We start from the raw sequence: 15,567 nt of genomic DNA on the forward strand, positions 1-15,567 counted from the left end.
AAAAAACCTAGTTTACACATCTATCGTATAAACTAGGAACTCATTAGTCTTTAGTATTGTCGATAGCTCTCCGCGACCGACCATTTTTGTCGCGACAATCTGTCCATTATTCATGTACACACCAACAATGATTATTGTCATAATCATTATTTCGGCAATCGCCCCTTTTATTTAACATCCTAACTCACCAGCTCCGTTAAATGACTTTTGTTGATTGCAACCTCTATATATTATTTAATTTCATTGCTAATTTTACTTTAATAATTGACGAATTGTCAAGAATTATTTTACATAAACTAAAATAGTTCTTAAATATCTTGCACATATATGTGTTTAACATACCTTCGTGTTAAACTTAAATAACTAAGCACAAGTATGTATCTTACATTTGCCGAGATGCAAAAGGGAGTTTCACTTATGATTATTGCTAAATCACGTACTCGTTTTGTAACGATGGTAGTTAGTCTAATTCTTTTTATTATTATTTCAATAATAACTTACCACAATAGCGGTTTATTACATTCGCTTATGCAAGTAGACCATTCTATCACACAGACCGTTATTCCAAATTGGTTGGAAAAATTTTTAAAACCTTTTTACTTTTTTAGTCATGGGTTTGGTTTATTTTTCATGTCATTTTTAATCATTTTTTTCTTATGGGGCTTTAAATTTAAAATTCCAGCTACATGGGTATTAATTACAAACGTGGGTGGTTTCTTAATCATCAATATCGCTTCGCTTTTATTTAAAAGTAAAATAAATGGTGTACAAGTCATATATCCTGCACATTCTACTTTTTATATGACCCTATTAATTTCATACTTTTTATTAATTATCGTCCCAGAAATTTACCGTAGTAGCTTCCAATTTATGTTACAAACCATTTTATTGCTCAGTTGGGTAGCTACTTTTATCACAACAATTTTGTTACCAAATTATAACTTGGCATCGGCACTAGCTGGCTGGTTACTAGCACTTGTTTGGTTACAATTTTCTGAAAATGGCTATCGTGTATATGCGCCTGATTTTTACCGACGCAAAGGATTTAGTAACTCATGGTATTAATTCACCCTTAAATTATGATTTAACCAAACAGAGGTGGCAAGCTGCATTAAGCTTTGCCACCTCTGTTATTTTTTATTAATTTAAGCCAATGATATGACCCTCATTATCAATATCTATATCTAATGCTGCTGGATGCTTTGGTAATCCGGGCATTGTTAACACTGAACCAGTCAATGCCACTAAGAAGCCTGCTCCTAATTTTGGTATAAATTCACGAATATGAATATCAAAATTTTCAGGAGCACCAATTTTATTTGGATTATCAGATAAGGAATATTGCGTTTTCGCCATAATTATTGGTAGCTTATCCCAACCATACTTTTTAAAGGTTTGTAATTGCTTAACAGCTTTATCTGACAGCACAACACTTTGACCACCATAAATCTCATGAACAATATGTTCGATTTTTACCAACGCCTCATCATCGGGTTGATATAGTGGTTGATAATTTTTTGCTTTATCAGTCGCTAAAACGACCCCTGTTGCTAATTCCTGAGCACCATCCCCACCTTGACTCCATACATCAGCAATATAGGCTGGCACATCAAATTTAGCAGCATACGCTTTAACCATGTTTAATTCTTCAATTGTATCCGCTGTAAATTGATTAATTGCGACAACTACTGGTACACCATAACGTTTCATACTCTTTAAATGGCGACCCAAATTAGCCAATCCCTTTTGCAAAGCTTCTATATTTGGCGTGCTCAAGTTCTTTTTATCTTCACCACCGTGCATTTTTAATGCGCGTACCGTGGCTACAACCACAATCGTATCCGGAACTTTCCCTAGTAATGGTACTTTAAAATCTAAGAATTTTTCACCACCTAAATCAGACCCAAAGCCGGCTTCTGTCACAACATAATCGGCTAAATGCAAAGCTGACTTTGTGGCCAAAATTGAATTTGTTCCTTGTGCAATATTTGCAAATGGTCCACCATGAATTAAAGCCGGTGTATGTGCTAAAGTTTGAACTAAATTCGGCTTAATAGCATCTTTTAACAACGTTGTAATGGCACCTGCAAACCCTAAATCAGATACTGTTACCGGTTCTTTATTATAATTATATCCCACCACAATACGTGAAATACGTACTTTCATGTCAGCTAAATCTTTTGACAAAGTTAAAATCGCCATTAATTCTGAGGCAACTGTAATATCAAAACCATCTTCACGTGGCACACCTGAAGTTGGTCCACCTAATCCAATTGTAACGTGACGTAGCGCACGATCGTTAACATCTAGTGCTCGTTTCCAAAGCATTCGTCGTGGATCTAGGTTAAATGGGTTTCCTTGATACAAACTGTTATCAACCAAAGCTGCCAAAGTATTATGAGCACTGGTTAAAGCGTGAAAATCTCCAGTAAAATGCATATTAATATCAGCCATTGGTATCACTTGTGAATATCCACCACCAGTAGCACCACCTTTTAAGCCCATGACTGGTCCCAAAGATGGTTCACGTAAGGCAACCATTGTTTTATGTTTTTGTGATGCCAAAGCATCTGCTAAACCAACCGTTACTGTTGACTTTCCTTCACCTGCTGGTGTTGGGTTAATCGACGTAACTAAAATTAATTTACCCAATTTTTGTTGCTTTGTTCGCTCATGTAATTGAATTTTGGCTTTATCTCGTCCGTATGGTTCCCATTCATCTGACGTTAACCCTGCTTGTTGTGCAATCTTTTCAATTGGCCAAACATCTGCAGCTTGTGCAATATCAATATCTGTTTTCATAACTAACCCCATCTCTTATTATTTATTGCAGTCATTATATCATCATATGATTTAATTATCAGATAAAATTATTCCAATAATAAAAAAGTTTACTAACGAAATATAGGTTCTATTACACTATACGATTCATTAATAAACTTTTCATTTTGACTATTTATTATCTACCCCAAAATATTTTTGTGATAATTTATCTATGGTACCATCTGCTTTCGACTTAGCAAGGGCCTCATTAACTTTTTTGATTAATGTGACGTCACCTTTACGCATCCCTACGCCATACGAATCTTCACCAAAATTAGTATCAATTATTTTAAAGGATTGTGGATCCTTTTCATGCGCAATATAATAACCTGCATAGTCAGCATCTATTAATACTGCATTTAAACGACCTACTTGCAAGTCATTCAACGCTTTATCAAAAGTGTCATACGGTTGTGCATCAGCGCCAACAATTTTCTTTAACTTATTTCCCTTCTCGTTATAAGTTAACAGACCTGAAGAGCCGGTCTGAGCACCGAGATTCTTACCCTTTAAATCCTGTAAATTATTAATTTGTTGATTCTTCATTGAGACAATCACCTGTTTATCATGATGATATGAATCGGAAAAAGCAACCTTTTTAGCACGATCAGCATTTTTTGTATAACCATTCCAAATCATGTCAATGTGTCCGGTCTTTAGTTCCGTTTCTTTCATTGACCAATCAATTACTTGGAACTTTGCTTTTAGCCCAATTTTTTTCAAACTTTGTCGCGCTAGTTCAACATCATACCCAACTAACTGACCATCCTTATTACGAAATCCCATTGGTACGAAAGTATCATCAATACCAACAACAACTGTTTTATCAGCTGTCACTTGGCGCCACGTATCTTGGCTATGAATTGTTCGATACCAAAAGAAACTAGCAATAACGGCAATGACAAGTAGTACTAACCCATTTCCGATTAACTGACGACGCCAATTTATTTTTGGTTTAATCATAGACTTCCTCCTCGCAAAACATCTGCACCAAAATCAAACGTTTGATCAGCAACTGCCTGTGCAAAGGGTAAATCATGCGTCACAATCAATTGCGTAACACCTTGCGTTTTCAGTTGATTAATTACCTTAACAACACGTTTTGTTGATTCAGCATCCAATCCCGAAGTTGGCTCATCATAAGCTAAAATACCCGGCTTCATTGCCAAAGCTCTTGCAATCGCCACACGTTGTTTTTGACCACCTGATAATTGAAAAGGATATTGGTTCATTTGTTCAGCTAAACCAAGATTTTTTAACAACTCCTCTGCATGATTCTCTGCTTCTTTTTTAGTCGCTTTTTTTACTAATTGTGGTGCTAACGCAACGTTTTGCTTCACCGTATAATGTGGAAATAAATTAAAATCTTGAAATATAACCCCCACCTGAGCGCCTTGTCGATTTCCCGTAATATCTAACAATTCATTATCTAAGACTAATTCACCCTGATCTGCTGGCAGCAATCCAGCTAAAATACGTAAAAAAGTTGTTTTGCCAATTCCTGATGGCCCCACGATACTCAAAACTTCCCCATCATTTATTGTTAGATTCATTTCTTTAAAAATAACACGTTCACCAAAAACCTTAGCCAAATTCTTAATCTCTAACATATGCTTACTCCTTAACGATAAAAATTCATTTTTTTCTCTATACGACGTTGAATAAGTGTTGCTAAAGCAATTAGAATCAAATAAATGACTCCCACCAATAAATATGGTATTAATGTCACATCACGTGAAGCTGCGATGTTACCAGCACGCATTAAATCGCCTAACCCAATGACATAGACCAACGATGAATCTTTTACTAAGTTAACAACTTCGTTTCCAACCGAGGGCATTACAATCTTTGTCACTTGTGGAAAAATAATTTTCCACATCGTTTGTAATTTACTTAATCCCAAAACTTGTGCCCCATCATATTGGCCTTGTGGAATACTTTGAATACCGCCACGGAATATTTCAGCAAAGTAAGCAGCATAGTTAAGGATAAAGGTAATTACGGCTGCCTCAAAACGTGGTAATGTCATGATATTAGCAAGACTCAAGCCATAGTAGACAAATACGATTTGCAATAATAGTGGTGTGCCCCGCATTACCCATACATAAGTATTCATAACCCACTTTAGTAGATAGATATCTGATCGCAATGCCAACGAAATCAACATTCCTAATGGTACCGATCCAATTAATGTTAGTACAAATACACCAATTGTCATTTTTAACCCATTTAATAAACTTGGCAAAATTTGCATCATATAGTCCATACGTTGTCTCCTTAAAATTAAATAAAAAAAGCCCTCAAGCAATCACACAAATTGCTTGAGGACGATTAATCGTGGTTCCACCTCAGTTTAACTAATCATTACTAATTAGTACTCTAATCCCTTTAAACTTAAAAGGGATTCATGAATAACGTCATGACACGGGAACGATTAGGCTCCAATAATCTTGGGTGTGGTTCATCTAATATCTTGGTTACTTCTCAGCTTTAGCGTAACTCTCTAAACAAAATTTTTAGACTACTCTTCCAATCAAATTTTTCTATAATTACTGTTTACAATAATATAGATTAAATTAACTTATAAGTCAACATTATCTTTTCATATTTCTTTGCGTGCGCGAATCTAAAATAATCCGTCCATTTAAATCTCTTGGTGTCACATTATACGATGAAATATCTGGCTGTTTAGTTGCATTATATAAATACATAATAAGTTCATATACAATAATTAATAACATTAAGTTGACAATTATTGTTGGAAATAAACGAAACATAATAAAATTCGTAATACTTAGATTAACTAAATTAATAATACCAAAAACAGAGTAATCATAAATCATATAAACTGTTGTCGAAACAAACCAAACAGCTAATGACGATAACCAACTATAATCTAAATACCTTTGAATAAATTCAGCTAATTTTAAAATTAATAAAAAACCAATTGCTGACGGACCAATAATACCCGTATAAAAAATATCAATAACTAACCCAGCAAAAAAAGCAATTGTGTATAGCCAATAAGATTTAATTTGTTTCGTGTGGCCTGTCATAACTGGCATCATCACCACTATTAATGATAATAATGGCGTTGCTGCCATCGGTAATTTAAATAATATTGGCGCCAAATATAATGAAATACCACCATCAAGCATGACAGCAATAATCACTAAAATAAAATGGATCCACGTTGTACTAACATATTTAAGCATAATTATTCTCCATCAATGTTACAAAATTGGTAACTACATAATAGTAGCCCGTTTAGAACTTACTCGTCAACTCATTTACAAAAATTTTTCTTCCATAATTTATCCAAACTGCTACACTAAGTATATGATATTTTATAAGGAGAATACCAATGGAACAATTAGACTATTCAAACCAAGCTGCCTGGACACGTATATCAGGTGATAAGCAATCTCCAATTGCTTTGTCAGATACATTAGCTGTTGAAATTAATTTTGAAACAATTTTATCATTTAATTATAAACATCTTGCTAACTATGTCCGTGATACTGGCGCTGGTATTGAAGTTGGGTTAGAAGGAACTGCTAGCATTGGTAATAGACCATTTCGTTTAAAACAATTTCATATTCATACACCTAGTGAACATACTGTCAATGATATCTCATATGATGCTGAAATTCATTTTGTCCATGAGGCAAGCGATGGTCGCTTAGCTGTCGTAGCTATTCTCGTACAAAGTGGAAACGCTAGCCAAACTTATGATGCTGTATTAGCTCATATGAACAAAACCGAGCATTTTGAGATTCCCATTGATGACATCATGCCAGTAAGTAAAGCATATTATCACTATATTGGATCACTAACAACACCACCATTGACTGAAAATGTTGAATGGTATGTCTTAAAGCAGCCTGTTACGTTATCAGTAGAACAATTAAATCATTTAAAGACATTTTATTCTCACAATAATCGTGACTTACAAGCTTTAAATGGTCGACCAATTATTTCATCAAATTAAAAAATTAAAAAAGAGAACGAAAAGACCTTATCAGTTAAAAATCTGACAGTCATCTTTCGTTCTCCTTTTTATTTTAAGGAATTGCGACGCTCACAACTGGAATGTTATTGAAGTCTGTCGCTGGTTTAATATAAATTTTCTTTGATAGACCATAATTATCACTTCCCACGCGCTCAACCTTACCAACATACAATCCGGCTGGTGTAACACCACCAAGACCACTAGTTGTTACTAAATCGCCTTTTTTAACTGAAACATCAGACGTAATTTGTCCCATCACAATTAAATTATCTGACTGATTAAAATTAGTAATAATACCGTCAACTGACTCGCCTGCACCATTTTGAATACGAATAGCAAAACGATCAGCAATTTGATTATTATCCGATAGTAATTCAACCTTTGCATTTGTTGTATTAACTTCTGTAATGCGACCGATTAAGCCACCTGAACCCATGACAGATAAGCCTTTTTTCAACCCGGCATTTGTTCCTTTATCCAAGATAAGTTGACTCTGCCAATTACTTGGTGAACGTGATGTTACAACAGCATTCACAACTTTGTAATCTGTTAATGTATCACCGATTTTTAATTGATCTTTTAATGCACGATTTTCTTGTTGTAACACTTGTAACTGCACTTTTGTTTGTGCTAAATCATCAACTTTTTTTGTCAAACGCTCATTTTCTTGATAAGTATCTGTTAGCTTATCAAGTGAATCATAGCCACCATGGACCAATTTTAGTGGTGCATTCACAATTTTAGAAGTCCAACCTGACACATCCGATACAACTCGAGCTGGTAAAGATGGCTCTTCTTGTGAATTGTGGGCCTTTGCACCTAATGTAATCACCCCAATTGTTGCAATGACAACAATTACACCAATCACTAATCGACGTGACGTAAAGATATTCTTCATCTTAAAATTGCCCTTCGTTTCTCTTAGTCTATTATGCTTAGCAAGTTATATTATTGTTCAATTCTAACATATAATAAACTCCCCGCATTATAGTTTATAATACGGGGTAGTCATAATCTAAGACTCGTCGCCTAATTGTTCTTTAAAACATCAATAGACTTTAAAGCCTCACCAGTACCAATAACTACAGCATCCAATGGTTCTGGTGCTACAAATACAGGCACCTTAGTTGCTTCAGCAATCACTTCATCTAAGTGAGCCAATTGCGCACCACCACCTGTCAAAACAACACCACGATCAATCACATCCGCAGCAATTTCGGGTGACGTTTCTTCCAACGTTTCTTTAATCGCAACGATAACTTCAGCAACAACATCTTTAATAGCATCTGCAATGTCACTAGCTTTAATATCAATTGTTTTAGGTAACCCCGTCACTAAGTCACGTCCACGAGCAGTGGTACCCTCCATGTCCTCAGCAGCTTCAAGATCTGCTGAACCAACTGCCATCTTTAAACGTTCTGCAGTTTGTTCACCAATTAAGACTGAGTACTTTTGGCGGACATAAGTCATGATTGCCTCATCAATTTTGTCCCCGGCCATTCGTATTGAACGAGATGACACAATACCACCAAGTGAAATTGTGGCAACATCTGTTGTTCCACCACCTAAATCAACAACCATTGATCCAGTTGGTTCCATAACTGGTAACCCTGCACCAACTGCTGCAGCAAACGGCTCTTCAATCACATATGCATCACGTGCACCAGCAACACGAGCCGCGTCAATAACTGCGCGACGTTCAACTGCCGTCACACCTGATGGGACACCAATTGTAACGTAAGGCTTAGGTCCGCGTGTTCCTAAGGCCTTACCCAAATAATACTTAAGCATTGCAACTGTCGTTTCATAATCTGCAATAACACCGTCACGCATTGGACGAATCGCTGTAATTGAACCAGGTGTTCGACCTAGCATTTCCTTAGCAGCAGTTCCAACGGCAACGACCTCATTTGTCTTTGTATTACGTGCGACAACTGAGGGCTCACGAAGCACAATTCCTTTACCTTCAATATAGACTAACGTATTAGCTGTTCCTAAGTCTATTCCAACATTTCGAGTTCCAAATGAAAACACAGCATTTCCCTTTTCTTTATTTATTTTGATAATTCTACTAAATGTACTTTTAACAAAGCACCATGTAATTTCTTATTAATTTTATCACATGTTGTTGAACTTAGTCCATAAATCAATTAGTGTTTCTAATTCTACATTTGGTAATAAATTTTCACTTCGATAACTTCGATAACCACGAGACGAGATAATCATAAAATCCAAAAAATGAAACTGCATTAACTGCCCACATATCGCCATTTGAGTCATTGCAAGATGATCAGCATTTGATGCAGTTAAATTACCACTTGGATGATTATGACACAAAATAAAGCCATACGCATTATGAGCGACTAAGTGACGGAAAACATCACGCGGATGGATATTAACACTATCTAAAGTTCCCAATGCTACCTGATAGATATCAATAATTGTCATTTGTGTCGTTACAGCAATTACCCAACAACCTTCTTGTGGGGATTGTGCATAGCGTTGAATCAATAAATCTCCTAATTGTCGTACTGATGAAATTTTAATTGTCATAACTTGCCTCCAACAATAAAGACGACTTTCTGTCAATTTTTTCCTCTTTGTTTTATTTCTAGGCGTATAATAGATAGTTGAATCATTTATAAAAATTGAGGTGTGTTAATATGCGAGTAAGAAAATTCAGTCCCCTACGTATCCCGGCAAATAACGTTCCAAATACAGTCCGCTTTTATCGTGAAGTTTTTGATTTACCAACAGAATTTGGGATTAATGAAGCTCGTCATTTATATTTTGACAAGCAATCAATCATCTTTCATGAAGAACCCGATGCTGAACCAATTACTGTACAAGTTGTGGTTCGTGATCATCAAGAAACCGTAATTAATCACTTAATTAATTACGAAGTTACACAGACTAAACCTGCTACTGAAAGCGAAGATGGTCGCCATGTTATTTTTTATATTGACGATATTGATGGCAATCACATTGAAGTTATTGCAAATAAATAATAGCGATTATATTTTAACAATTAATATTATAAAAAGGACACCAAGCAAAATTTTGCTTTGATGTCCTTTTTTATTTATATCTTTTTTTGCCAAGTATTGGTTAAAACATCACCATTTTCAAACATATTTTGCATTCGTAACTGTTTAGCTATCAATAATGCTTCGTGAGCAGATTCCCAATTTTGCTCAACCAATTGATTGACTAAATTAGACCACCAAGCAAATCCCATCGCATCGCGCGGTTGCTCAATCATCCAGGCAGCGACTTCTTCAAAAATTTCTTGTGGCCGTTCAGGCTCGTTTAATAACATCACCAAAAACTGTGCAGACATTGTATTTAAAAGTTCCATCGTATGATGTGGCCATTTTTTTGCCCAAATAACTGTCAAATAATCAGCAACCTGTTGTACTGGTAACTCTGTAATTACTGGTGCTAACAACGCCACATCCATTTCCCGCCAAATTGTAACTGCTTCAAATGAATCAATTAATATCTTTTTTGCAATTTGTGAATGTTCATTTGGAATGATTTTGGCATGTAATACGTCTGCTAAACTAGCAACCCGTAAATAACCCCGAGCCATTGTATTACGAAACAAATGATACCCTCGACGACTAATATCTTTTATTTTATCAGCATCATGTTCTTTATCGGCTTCTTGTAGTGCATTAATTAATCCCTCAACAGTATCTAACCTATTTACTAGTTCCGTATTAACTTCGGTCCCAGTTAATAATAAATGACTCATTAATGAAATAAAACTTTCCGCAGGTAAATCATTTTCATCATTTAAATAGCGATAGTAACGGTTACGACTAATCCCAATATTAGCTAGTTCACGAACCGGAATGTCATTAGCTTGCCGAATAGCATTAATTCGATTTCGATCAATTAAACTCATATGACTATCCCCTTGCATTTCTCTTATCCTATATTAATGAGTTTAACATTTGGTAGATATCCATTCAACAAAGATTATTTTTAATAAACACTGATAACTGATTTAAAAAGTCCAATCACCAACACAAGTACCAAACCATAAAACAATTAGTCCACCTACAAACGTTAGTAATGTTTTAATAAGCAATAAGCGTCGATTACTAGTTCGTTTTTGCATAGCATCGGCAATATCAACAATGGGCGCTGAAAACGTTGAGAATCCACCTAAAACACCAGGTGCTAAAATGGTATGTACCCAATCAGGTGCAACCATAGAAAGCGTCATCCCCATAAAAAAAGCGGCCAATAAATTGATGCAAACCACCATTAATTCAGATAAATTGCCAAACCAACGAGGCGCCACCGTTAATAACCCAAAACGCATTAAAGACCCAATTGCTGCACCCATTCCGGTTAAAATTATTTCTGCCATCTTAACACCATTTTATTACCTAAATAACGACTAAAAATTACAACTAATACACCACCAACCACACTGATAACTAAGTATACTAATGCCATTAACAATGATAAATTAACCATGTCAACCAACGCTGTTGAATAAGTTGTGTAGGCGCCTAAAATTCCTACCATAATAAAGTCGGATGTTATTTGTGTTAGGTTTATCATTTTACTAAATAAAACGACCAACAAAGCAGAAATAAAAGTACCACTTAAATTGACAATAATCGTTTCCCATGGAAATAAATTATTATGAAAGAGTAGCATCATACTGCCACGTAACACCCCACCAATAAATCCACCACTACTAACAGCCAAGATTTCTAACAATATTTTTTTCTTACTCATCCTATATTCCTAACCTAATAACGATTAAAATAACGCAACAAATCAGTAACCGTTAATTTTTGTTTGTCAGCGTTACTAACATCCAACGAAATTTTACCTTCGGACATTATAATCAAACGATTACCATACTCAATAGCATCTTCTAAATGATGCGTGATCATCAGTGCTGTCAAATTTTCTTCATGAATGCGTTGATTGGTAACCTGCATCAGTTGTGTACTTGTTTTAGGATCTAACGCTGCCGTATGTTCATCAAGTAATAATACTTCTGGCCGTAATTGTGTCGCCATCAAAAACGACAAAGCTTGTCGTTGTCCACCAGATAAATCGCCAGCTGCCATATCTAAACGTTCTGATAGACCATTACCCATTGTCGCCGTAATCTTAGCATACTCTGCTTTTTTAGCTTCCGTTAACCCACGATTTTTTAATCGGCGACGTAAACCACGGCGTTCAGCCAACAACATATTTTCTACAACCGTCATACGAGGTGCTGTACCCAATTTAGGGTCTTGAAAAACCCGTGCCAAAAATTTTGTTCGTTGTGCCTCGTTTAAATGCGTAACGTCATGATCACCCAAAAAGATACTACCGCTCGTTAATGGTAATGATCCCGCAATCACATTAAATAATGTTGATTTTCCTGCTCCATTTGATCCTAAAACGGTCACAAAATCTTCAGGCAGTAATGTTAATGATACATCATCTAAAATTGTTTTCTCACCTGATTGCCCTTGATTAACAATGACAGTTGCATGGTCTAGTCGTAATTTTGTTTCTACCATATCTCATCATCCTCGCTTTAAAAACGTATTTAATCGTAACTTTGATCGTAATCTAGGCAACATCAGTGCCAATCCAAGTATGATGGCACTAACTAGTTTCAAATCATCAGCATTAAAGCCAATGTACAACACAATTACCAATACGAAACGATAGAAAATTGAACCAATAATAATTGTAATTAGGCGTTCGGGCAAAGTTAGGGTATCGGTAAAGATGACTTCACCAATAATAATTGAAGCAAGTGCCACTACAATGGTACCAACACCCATATTAACATCCGCAAAACCATTATTTTGTGCAACTAGTGCGCCACCAAGGCCAATTAAACCATTGGCAACCATTAATCCTAAAATGGTCATACTATCAGTATTAATTCCCAAAGATCTTGCCATTTTAGGGTTGTCACCTGTCACAATAAACGCTTGACCTAATTCGGTCTTTAAAAATTGCGCTAAAAAAATAGTAATTAAAATAATTATGACAATACCCACAACAATGACCGGAAAATTTTGAGGCAAGCTCCTTAAAAAATCATATGAGAATAAATTTGTCTTACCTAATAATGAGCGATTAGCCTGTCCCATAATTCGGAGATTAACTGAATAGATTGCCGTCATTGTCAAAATACCAGCTAATAAAATTGGAATTTTCCCCTTTGTATATAATAACCCCGTAACTAATCCTGCTAGACTCCCTGCCAAGGTTGCGACTAGTGTTGCAATAATCGGTGATACACCATTAGAAATTAAGGTGACTGCCGTTGCTGCGCCAAGGGGAAAGGTCCCCTCAACGGTCATATCAGCAACATCTAAAATTCGAAAGGTTAAATATAATCCAAATCCTAAAGTTGACCAGATTAAGCCCTGACCAATGGCTGAAATTAAAATCCCCATAATTGCCTCACTTTACAAATTTTGCATGCTTATACTCATTTGGTAACACCAAACCAAGTCGTGCCAATTGTGACTTGTTAATAACTAAATCACCTTTTTTAATAAACCCAACTGGTAAATCTTTTGGTTGTTTACCAGCCAAAATTTGGGCAACTTGCTTACCAGTTTGAACGCCTAATTTCTTTTGATTAATGGATTCAGCTGCTAAACCACCTTCTGCCACCATTGTATCAACTGTTGGAAATACAGGCACTTTAGCAGCGTTTGTACTATCAATCAAAGTTGGCATAGCCCCTGCAATCGTATTATCGGTCGGAACAAAAACTGCATCAACTTGATTATTAGCAACCATTTGCTTAGCTGTTTGGTTTAAATCATTAGAAGAAGATATCGTGTAAGGTTTAACTTGCAACCCTGCTTTTTTAGCTAAATCCATCATTTGTTTAGCTTGAATTGATGCAGAATCATCAGATGAAGTATAAATCACACCTAAATTTTTTAAATCAGGCACAAATTTTCTCATCATCTTTAATTGTGCAGCCAACGGTGCTTGATCTGAAACTCCTGTTACATTACCACCAGGGTGTTTATAACTTTTAACAAGTTTAGATTGAATGGGCGTCGTCGATGCTGAAAAAACTACTGCTTTATTTGTAATTGTATTTGCTAAAGAAACTGCTGCTGGTGTAGCAATACCAACGGAAACATCAGCATTAGCATTTTCAAATTTTGATGCCATGGTCTTTAAATTTGATTGGTCTCCCTGTGCATTTTCATACATAATTTTGATGTTTTTCCCATCATGATACCCGGATTCAGATAAACCTTCATGAATACCTTTATTAATATCATCCAATGCTGGATGTTTCATAAATTGCAAAATTGCAACTTTAGGCATTGCCTTTCTCTGGTTTGTTTGAACTGAATCATATACCCCTGCAAAAATTGTAAATAAAGTTAGTGCACCAATTGTACCTAATATTTTTTTATTCATTCATCTATCCTCAATTGTTGTTATACAAAATAAAAAACACGAGCAGATACGACAGTATCTTCTCGTGTTTTACATGAAAAGAACTGCATGGTAATCCATACAACCCTTTCCCATTATTTCGGAAATTAGTCAGCACAGACCCAATACATCTGCTCCCAAAGGAACCACGTACCGAATCTATGTTTTGCCATAGTTCGTACGCGCTATCTGCGCCACCAACCATTAAAATTTAAAACAAAATTACTCATAACTAATTACCACCTTGTATATCATTTTCATAATGATAGCACTTTACTTTTACTTATGCAATATCATTAGTCTATATTGTAATCATCGTCAGACATGGCTTCTACTTGACCCAATCGATAACCATTTCCTACTTGAGAAAAGAAATCATGATTTGAAGTCGTTGTTGAAATGCCGTTCATCACAATTGGATTAACATCCTCAGCACCATCTGGGAACAAGGGCTCTTGACCTAAGTTCATCAACGCCTTATTTGCATTATAACGCAAGAATGTTAGTACAGACTCTGTCCAGCCGATTTCATCATATAGTAACTTGGTATACTGTTCCTCATTACTATATAAATCTAATAAGAGTTCATACAACCACATCTTTAATTCGGCTTGTTCATCTTCGCTAAGTTCATTAAACCCTAATTGAAATTTATAACCAATATAAGTTCCATGCACTGACTCATCACGCAAAATTAATTTGATAATCTCGGCAACATTATTCATCTTATTATGACCTAAATACCAAAGCGGCGTATAAAAGCCAGAATAAAACAAGAACGTTTCTAAAAAGACTGATGCAACTTTTCGCTGTAATTGCGTACCTTCTTGATAAATCTGATTAATACGATTAGCTTTATACTGTAAAAACTCATTTGTATTTGTCCAATCAAAAATCTCATTAATTTCGGCTGGTGTATGCAAAGTTTCAAAAATTGATGAATATGATTTAGCATGAACTGATTCCATAAACTCAATATTGTTCAATACAGCTAATTCATGTTGTGTGCGTGTTGACTGTTTTAACGATGCCATCCCATCTTGTGATTGCAATGTGTCCAACAAAGTTAATCCACCAAAAACATGTCCTACAAGGTAATGTTCTTGGTCCGTCATTTTACGCCAATCATCTAAATCATTTGATAAAGGAATTCTCGTATCAAGCCAAAATTGTTCAGTTAATTTTTCCCAAGTTGCCTTATCTATTGTATCTTCAATTTCATTCCAATTAATTGCTTCATATGATTTTGTCATTTATCTATCCTATCTCCTGTCAGCAATGTG

The 15,567-nt window shown here is 35.5% G+C and carries 18 protein-coding genes, 1 riboswitch and 1 other annotated feature; of the genes, 3 read left to right on the forward strand and 15 right to left on the reverse strand.

The features are described 5' to 3' along the window. Nucleotides 1–55: 55 nt before the first annotated feature. Nucleotides 56–234: riboswitch (Lysine riboswitch) on the reverse strand. A gap of 183 nt (nucleotides 235–417) precedes the next feature. Continuing rightward, nucleotides 418–1,065, forward strand: coding sequence for a phosphatase PAP2 family protein (locus FFM55_RS05530; RefSeq protein WP_042493298.1), 648 nt, complete (start codon nucleotides 418–420; stop codon nucleotides 1,063–1,065). Nucleotides 1,066–1,140: 75 nt separating this feature from the next. On the opposite strand, the gene FFM55_RS05535 is transcribed toward FFM55_RS05530, so the two are convergent. The 5 genes from FFM55_RS05535 to mreD form a co-directional block, all read right to left on the reverse strand. Next, a complete protein-coding gene (locus FFM55_RS05535) occupies nucleotides 1,141–2,802 on the reverse strand; it encodes a formate--tetrahydrofolate ligase (RefSeq protein ID WP_137600659.1) in 1,662 nt (553 codons plus the stop codon). Between the two features lie 150 nt (nucleotides 2,803–2,952). After that, nucleotides 2,953–3,786 carry an amino acid ABC transporter substrate-binding protein gene (locus FFM55_RS05540; protein WP_042493295.1) on the reverse strand — a complete coding sequence of 278 codons (834 nt, stop codon included), beginning with the start codon at nucleotides 3,784–3,786 and terminating at the stop codon, nucleotides 2,953–2,955. Further along, nucleotides 3,783–4,433, reverse strand: coding sequence for an amino acid ABC transporter ATP-binding protein (locus FFM55_RS05545; protein WP_042493294.1), 651 nt, complete (start codon nucleotides 4,431–4,433; stop codon nucleotides 3,783–3,785). The genes FFM55_RS05540 and FFM55_RS05545 overlap by 4 nt, the downstream gene beginning before the upstream one ends. A gap of 11 nt (nucleotides 4,434–4,444) precedes the next feature. After that, entirely contained in the window at nucleotides 4,445–5,089 is a 645-nt protein-coding gene (locus FFM55_RS05550; protein ID WP_042493293.1) for an amino acid ABC transporter permease, read from the reverse strand. A 54-nt stretch (nucleotides 5,090–5,143) separates the two neighbouring features. Next, nucleotides 5,144–5,369 (reverse strand) — a binding site (T-box leader). A 48-nt stretch (nucleotides 5,370–5,417) separates the two neighbouring features. Further along, a complete protein-coding gene (gene mreD / locus FFM55_RS05555) occupies nucleotides 5,418–6,038 on the reverse strand; it encodes a rod shape-determining protein MreD (RefSeq protein WP_042493292.1) in 621 nt (206 codons plus the stop codon). Nucleotides 6,039–6,187: 149 nt separating this feature from the next. Between mreD and FFM55_RS05560 the strand changes: the two genes are divergently transcribed. After that, nucleotides 6,188–6,814: a carbonic anhydrase family protein gene (locus FFM55_RS05560; protein WP_042493290.1), complete on the forward strand. Its 627-nt coding sequence runs from the start codon at nucleotides 6,188–6,190 to the stop codon at nucleotides 6,812–6,814. 73 nt (nucleotides 6,815–6,887) lie between these two features. Here FFM55_RS05560 and mreC read toward each other — a convergent pair whose 3' ends face one another. From mreC to FFM55_RS05575, 3 genes are all read right to left on the reverse strand, one after another. Then, entirely contained in the window at nucleotides 6,888–7,733 is an 846-nt protein-coding gene (gene mreC / locus FFM55_RS05565; protein WP_042493288.1) for a rod shape-determining protein MreC, read from the reverse strand. 131 nt (nucleotides 7,734–7,864) lie between these two features. Then, the gene (locus FFM55_RS05570) at nucleotides 7,865–8,869 is read right to left on the reverse strand and encodes a rod shape-determining protein (RefSeq protein ID WP_042493286.1); all 1,005 of its coding nucleotides are present in this window, start codon (nucleotides 8,867–8,869) and stop codon (nucleotides 7,865–7,867) included. Between the two features lie 84 nt (nucleotides 8,870–8,953). Beyond that, a complete protein-coding gene (locus FFM55_RS05575; RefSeq protein WP_042493284.1) occupies nucleotides 8,954–9,388 on the reverse strand; it encodes a JAB domain-containing protein in 435 nt (144 codons plus the stop codon). A gap of 110 nt (nucleotides 9,389–9,498) precedes the next feature. On the opposite strand from FFM55_RS05575, the gene FFM55_RS05580 reads away from it, so the two are divergent. Next, nucleotides 9,499–9,843, forward strand: a complete 345-nt coding sequence (locus FFM55_RS05580) for a VOC family protein (protein WP_042493283.1) — start codon at nucleotides 9,499–9,501, stop codon at nucleotides 9,841–9,843. A 74-nt stretch (nucleotides 9,844–9,917) separates the two neighbouring features. Here the strand turns inward: FFM55_RS05580 and FFM55_RS05585 are convergent, their stop codons facing one another. The 7 genes from FFM55_RS05585 to nrdF all read right to left on the reverse strand — a co-directional run bounded on the left by FFM55_RS05585 (nucleotide 9,918) and on the right by nrdF (nucleotide 15,537). Continuing rightward, nucleotides 9,918–10,745, reverse strand: a complete 828-nt coding sequence (locus tag FFM55_RS05585) for a Rossmann-fold NAD(P)-binding domain-containing protein (RefSeq protein WP_042493282.1) — start codon at nucleotides 10,743–10,745, stop codon at nucleotides 9,918–9,920. 102 nt (nucleotides 10,746–10,847) lie between these two features. Further along, complete coding sequence (locus FFM55_RS05590; RefSeq protein WP_042493280.1) at nucleotides 10,848–11,216, reverse strand: fluoride efflux transporter FluC; 369 nt, start codon at nucleotides 11,214–11,216, stop codon at nucleotides 10,848–10,850. After that, complete coding sequence (locus FFM55_RS05595) at nucleotides 11,204–11,593, reverse strand: fluoride efflux transporter FluC (RefSeq protein WP_042493278.1); 390 nt, start codon at nucleotides 11,591–11,593, stop codon at nucleotides 11,204–11,206. Before FFM55_RS05595 ends, FFM55_RS05590 begins: the two co-directional genes overlap by 13 nt. A 14-nt stretch (nucleotides 11,594–11,607) precedes the next feature. Next, nucleotides 11,608–12,378 carry an ABC transporter ATP-binding protein gene (locus FFM55_RS05600; protein ID WP_042493276.1) on the reverse strand — a complete coding sequence of 257 codons (771 nt, stop codon included), beginning with the start codon at nucleotides 12,376–12,378 and terminating at the stop codon, nucleotides 11,608–11,610. A 6-nt stretch (nucleotides 12,379–12,384) separates the two neighbouring features. Next, on the reverse strand, nucleotides 12,385–13,272 hold the full coding sequence (locus FFM55_RS05605) for an ABC transporter permease (protein WP_042493274.1): 888 nt from the start codon (nucleotides 13,270–13,272) through the stop codon (nucleotides 12,385–12,387). A gap of 7 nt (nucleotides 13,273–13,279) precedes the next feature. Continuing rightward, nucleotides 13,280–14,266, reverse strand: coding sequence for a tryptophan ABC transporter substrate-binding protein (gene trpX, locus FFM55_RS05610; protein WP_042493272.1), 987 nt, complete (start codon nucleotides 14,264–14,266; stop codon nucleotides 13,280–13,282). A 314-nt stretch (nucleotides 14,267–14,580) separates the two neighbouring features. Next, entirely contained in the window at nucleotides 14,581–15,537 is a 957-nt protein-coding gene (gene nrdF / locus FFM55_RS05615) for a class 1b ribonucleoside-diphosphate reductase subunit beta (protein WP_042493269.1), read from the reverse strand. Between the last annotated feature and the right edge of the window lie 30 nt (nucleotides 15,538–15,567).

This window comes from Weissella sagaensis, from assembly GCF_005405285.1.
GTDB lineage: Bacteria > Bacillota > Bacilli > Lactobacillales > Lactobacillaceae > Weissella > Weissella sagaensis.

Coding starts and splice junctions, on each gene's coding strand:
- FFM55_RS05530 (WP_042493298.1), top strand. CDS start 418: ATGATTATTGCTAAATCACGTACTCGTTTTGTAACGATGGTAGTTAGT.
- FFM55_RS05535 (WP_137600659.1), bottom strand. CDS start 2,802: ATGAAAACAGATATTGATATTGCACAAGCTGCAGATGTTTGGCCAATT.
- FFM55_RS05540 (WP_042493295.1), bottom strand. CDS start 3,786: ATGATTAAACCAAAAATAAATTGGCGTCGTCAGTTAATCGGAAATGGG.
- FFM55_RS05545 (WP_042493294.1), bottom strand. CDS start 4,433: ATGTTAGAGATTAAGAATTTGGCTAAGGTTTTTGGTGAACGTGTTATT.
- FFM55_RS05550 (WP_042493293.1), bottom strand. CDS start 5,089: ATGGACTATATGATGCAAATTTTGCCAAGTTTATTAAATGGGTTAAAA.
- mreD (WP_042493292.1), bottom strand. CDS start 6,038: ATGCTTAAATATGTTAGTACAACGTGGATCCATTTTATTTTAGTGATT.
- FFM55_RS05560 (WP_042493290.1), top strand. CDS start 6,188: ATGGAACAATTAGACTATTCAAACCAAGCTGCCTGGACACGTATATCA.
- mreC (WP_042493288.1), bottom strand. CDS start 7,733: ATGAAGAATATCTTTACGTCACGTCGATTAGTGATTGGTGTAATTGTT.
- FFM55_RS05575 (WP_042493284.1), bottom strand. CDS start 9,388: ATGACAATTAAAATTTCATCAGTACGACAATTAGGAGATTTATTGATT.
- FFM55_RS05580 (WP_042493283.1), top strand. CDS start 9,499: ATGCGAGTAAGAAAATTCAGTCCCCTACGTATCCCGGCAAATAACGTT.
- FFM55_RS05585 (WP_042493282.1), bottom strand. CDS start 10,745: ATGAGTTTAATTGATCGAAATCGAATTAATGCTATTCGGCAAGCTAAT.
- FFM55_RS05590 (WP_042493280.1), bottom strand. CDS start 11,216: ATGGCAGAAATAATTTTAACCGGAATGGGTGCAGCAATTGGGTCTTTA.
- FFM55_RS05595 (WP_042493278.1), bottom strand. CDS start 11,593: ATGAGTAAGAAAAAAATATTGTTAGAAATCTTGGCTGTTAGTAGTGGT.
- FFM55_RS05600 (WP_042493276.1), bottom strand. CDS start 12,378: ATGGTAGAAACAAAATTACGACTAGACCATGCAACTGTCATTGTTAAT.
- FFM55_RS05605 (WP_042493274.1), bottom strand. CDS start 13,272: ATGGGGATTTTAATTTCAGCCATTGGTCAGGGCTTAATCTGGTCAACT.
- trpX (WP_042493272.1), bottom strand. CDS start 14,266: ATGAATAAAAAAATATTAGGTACAATTGGTGCACTAACTTTATTTACA.
- nrdF (WP_042493269.1), bottom strand. CDS start 15,537: ATGACAAAATCATATGAAGCAATTAATTGGAATGAAATTGAAGATACA.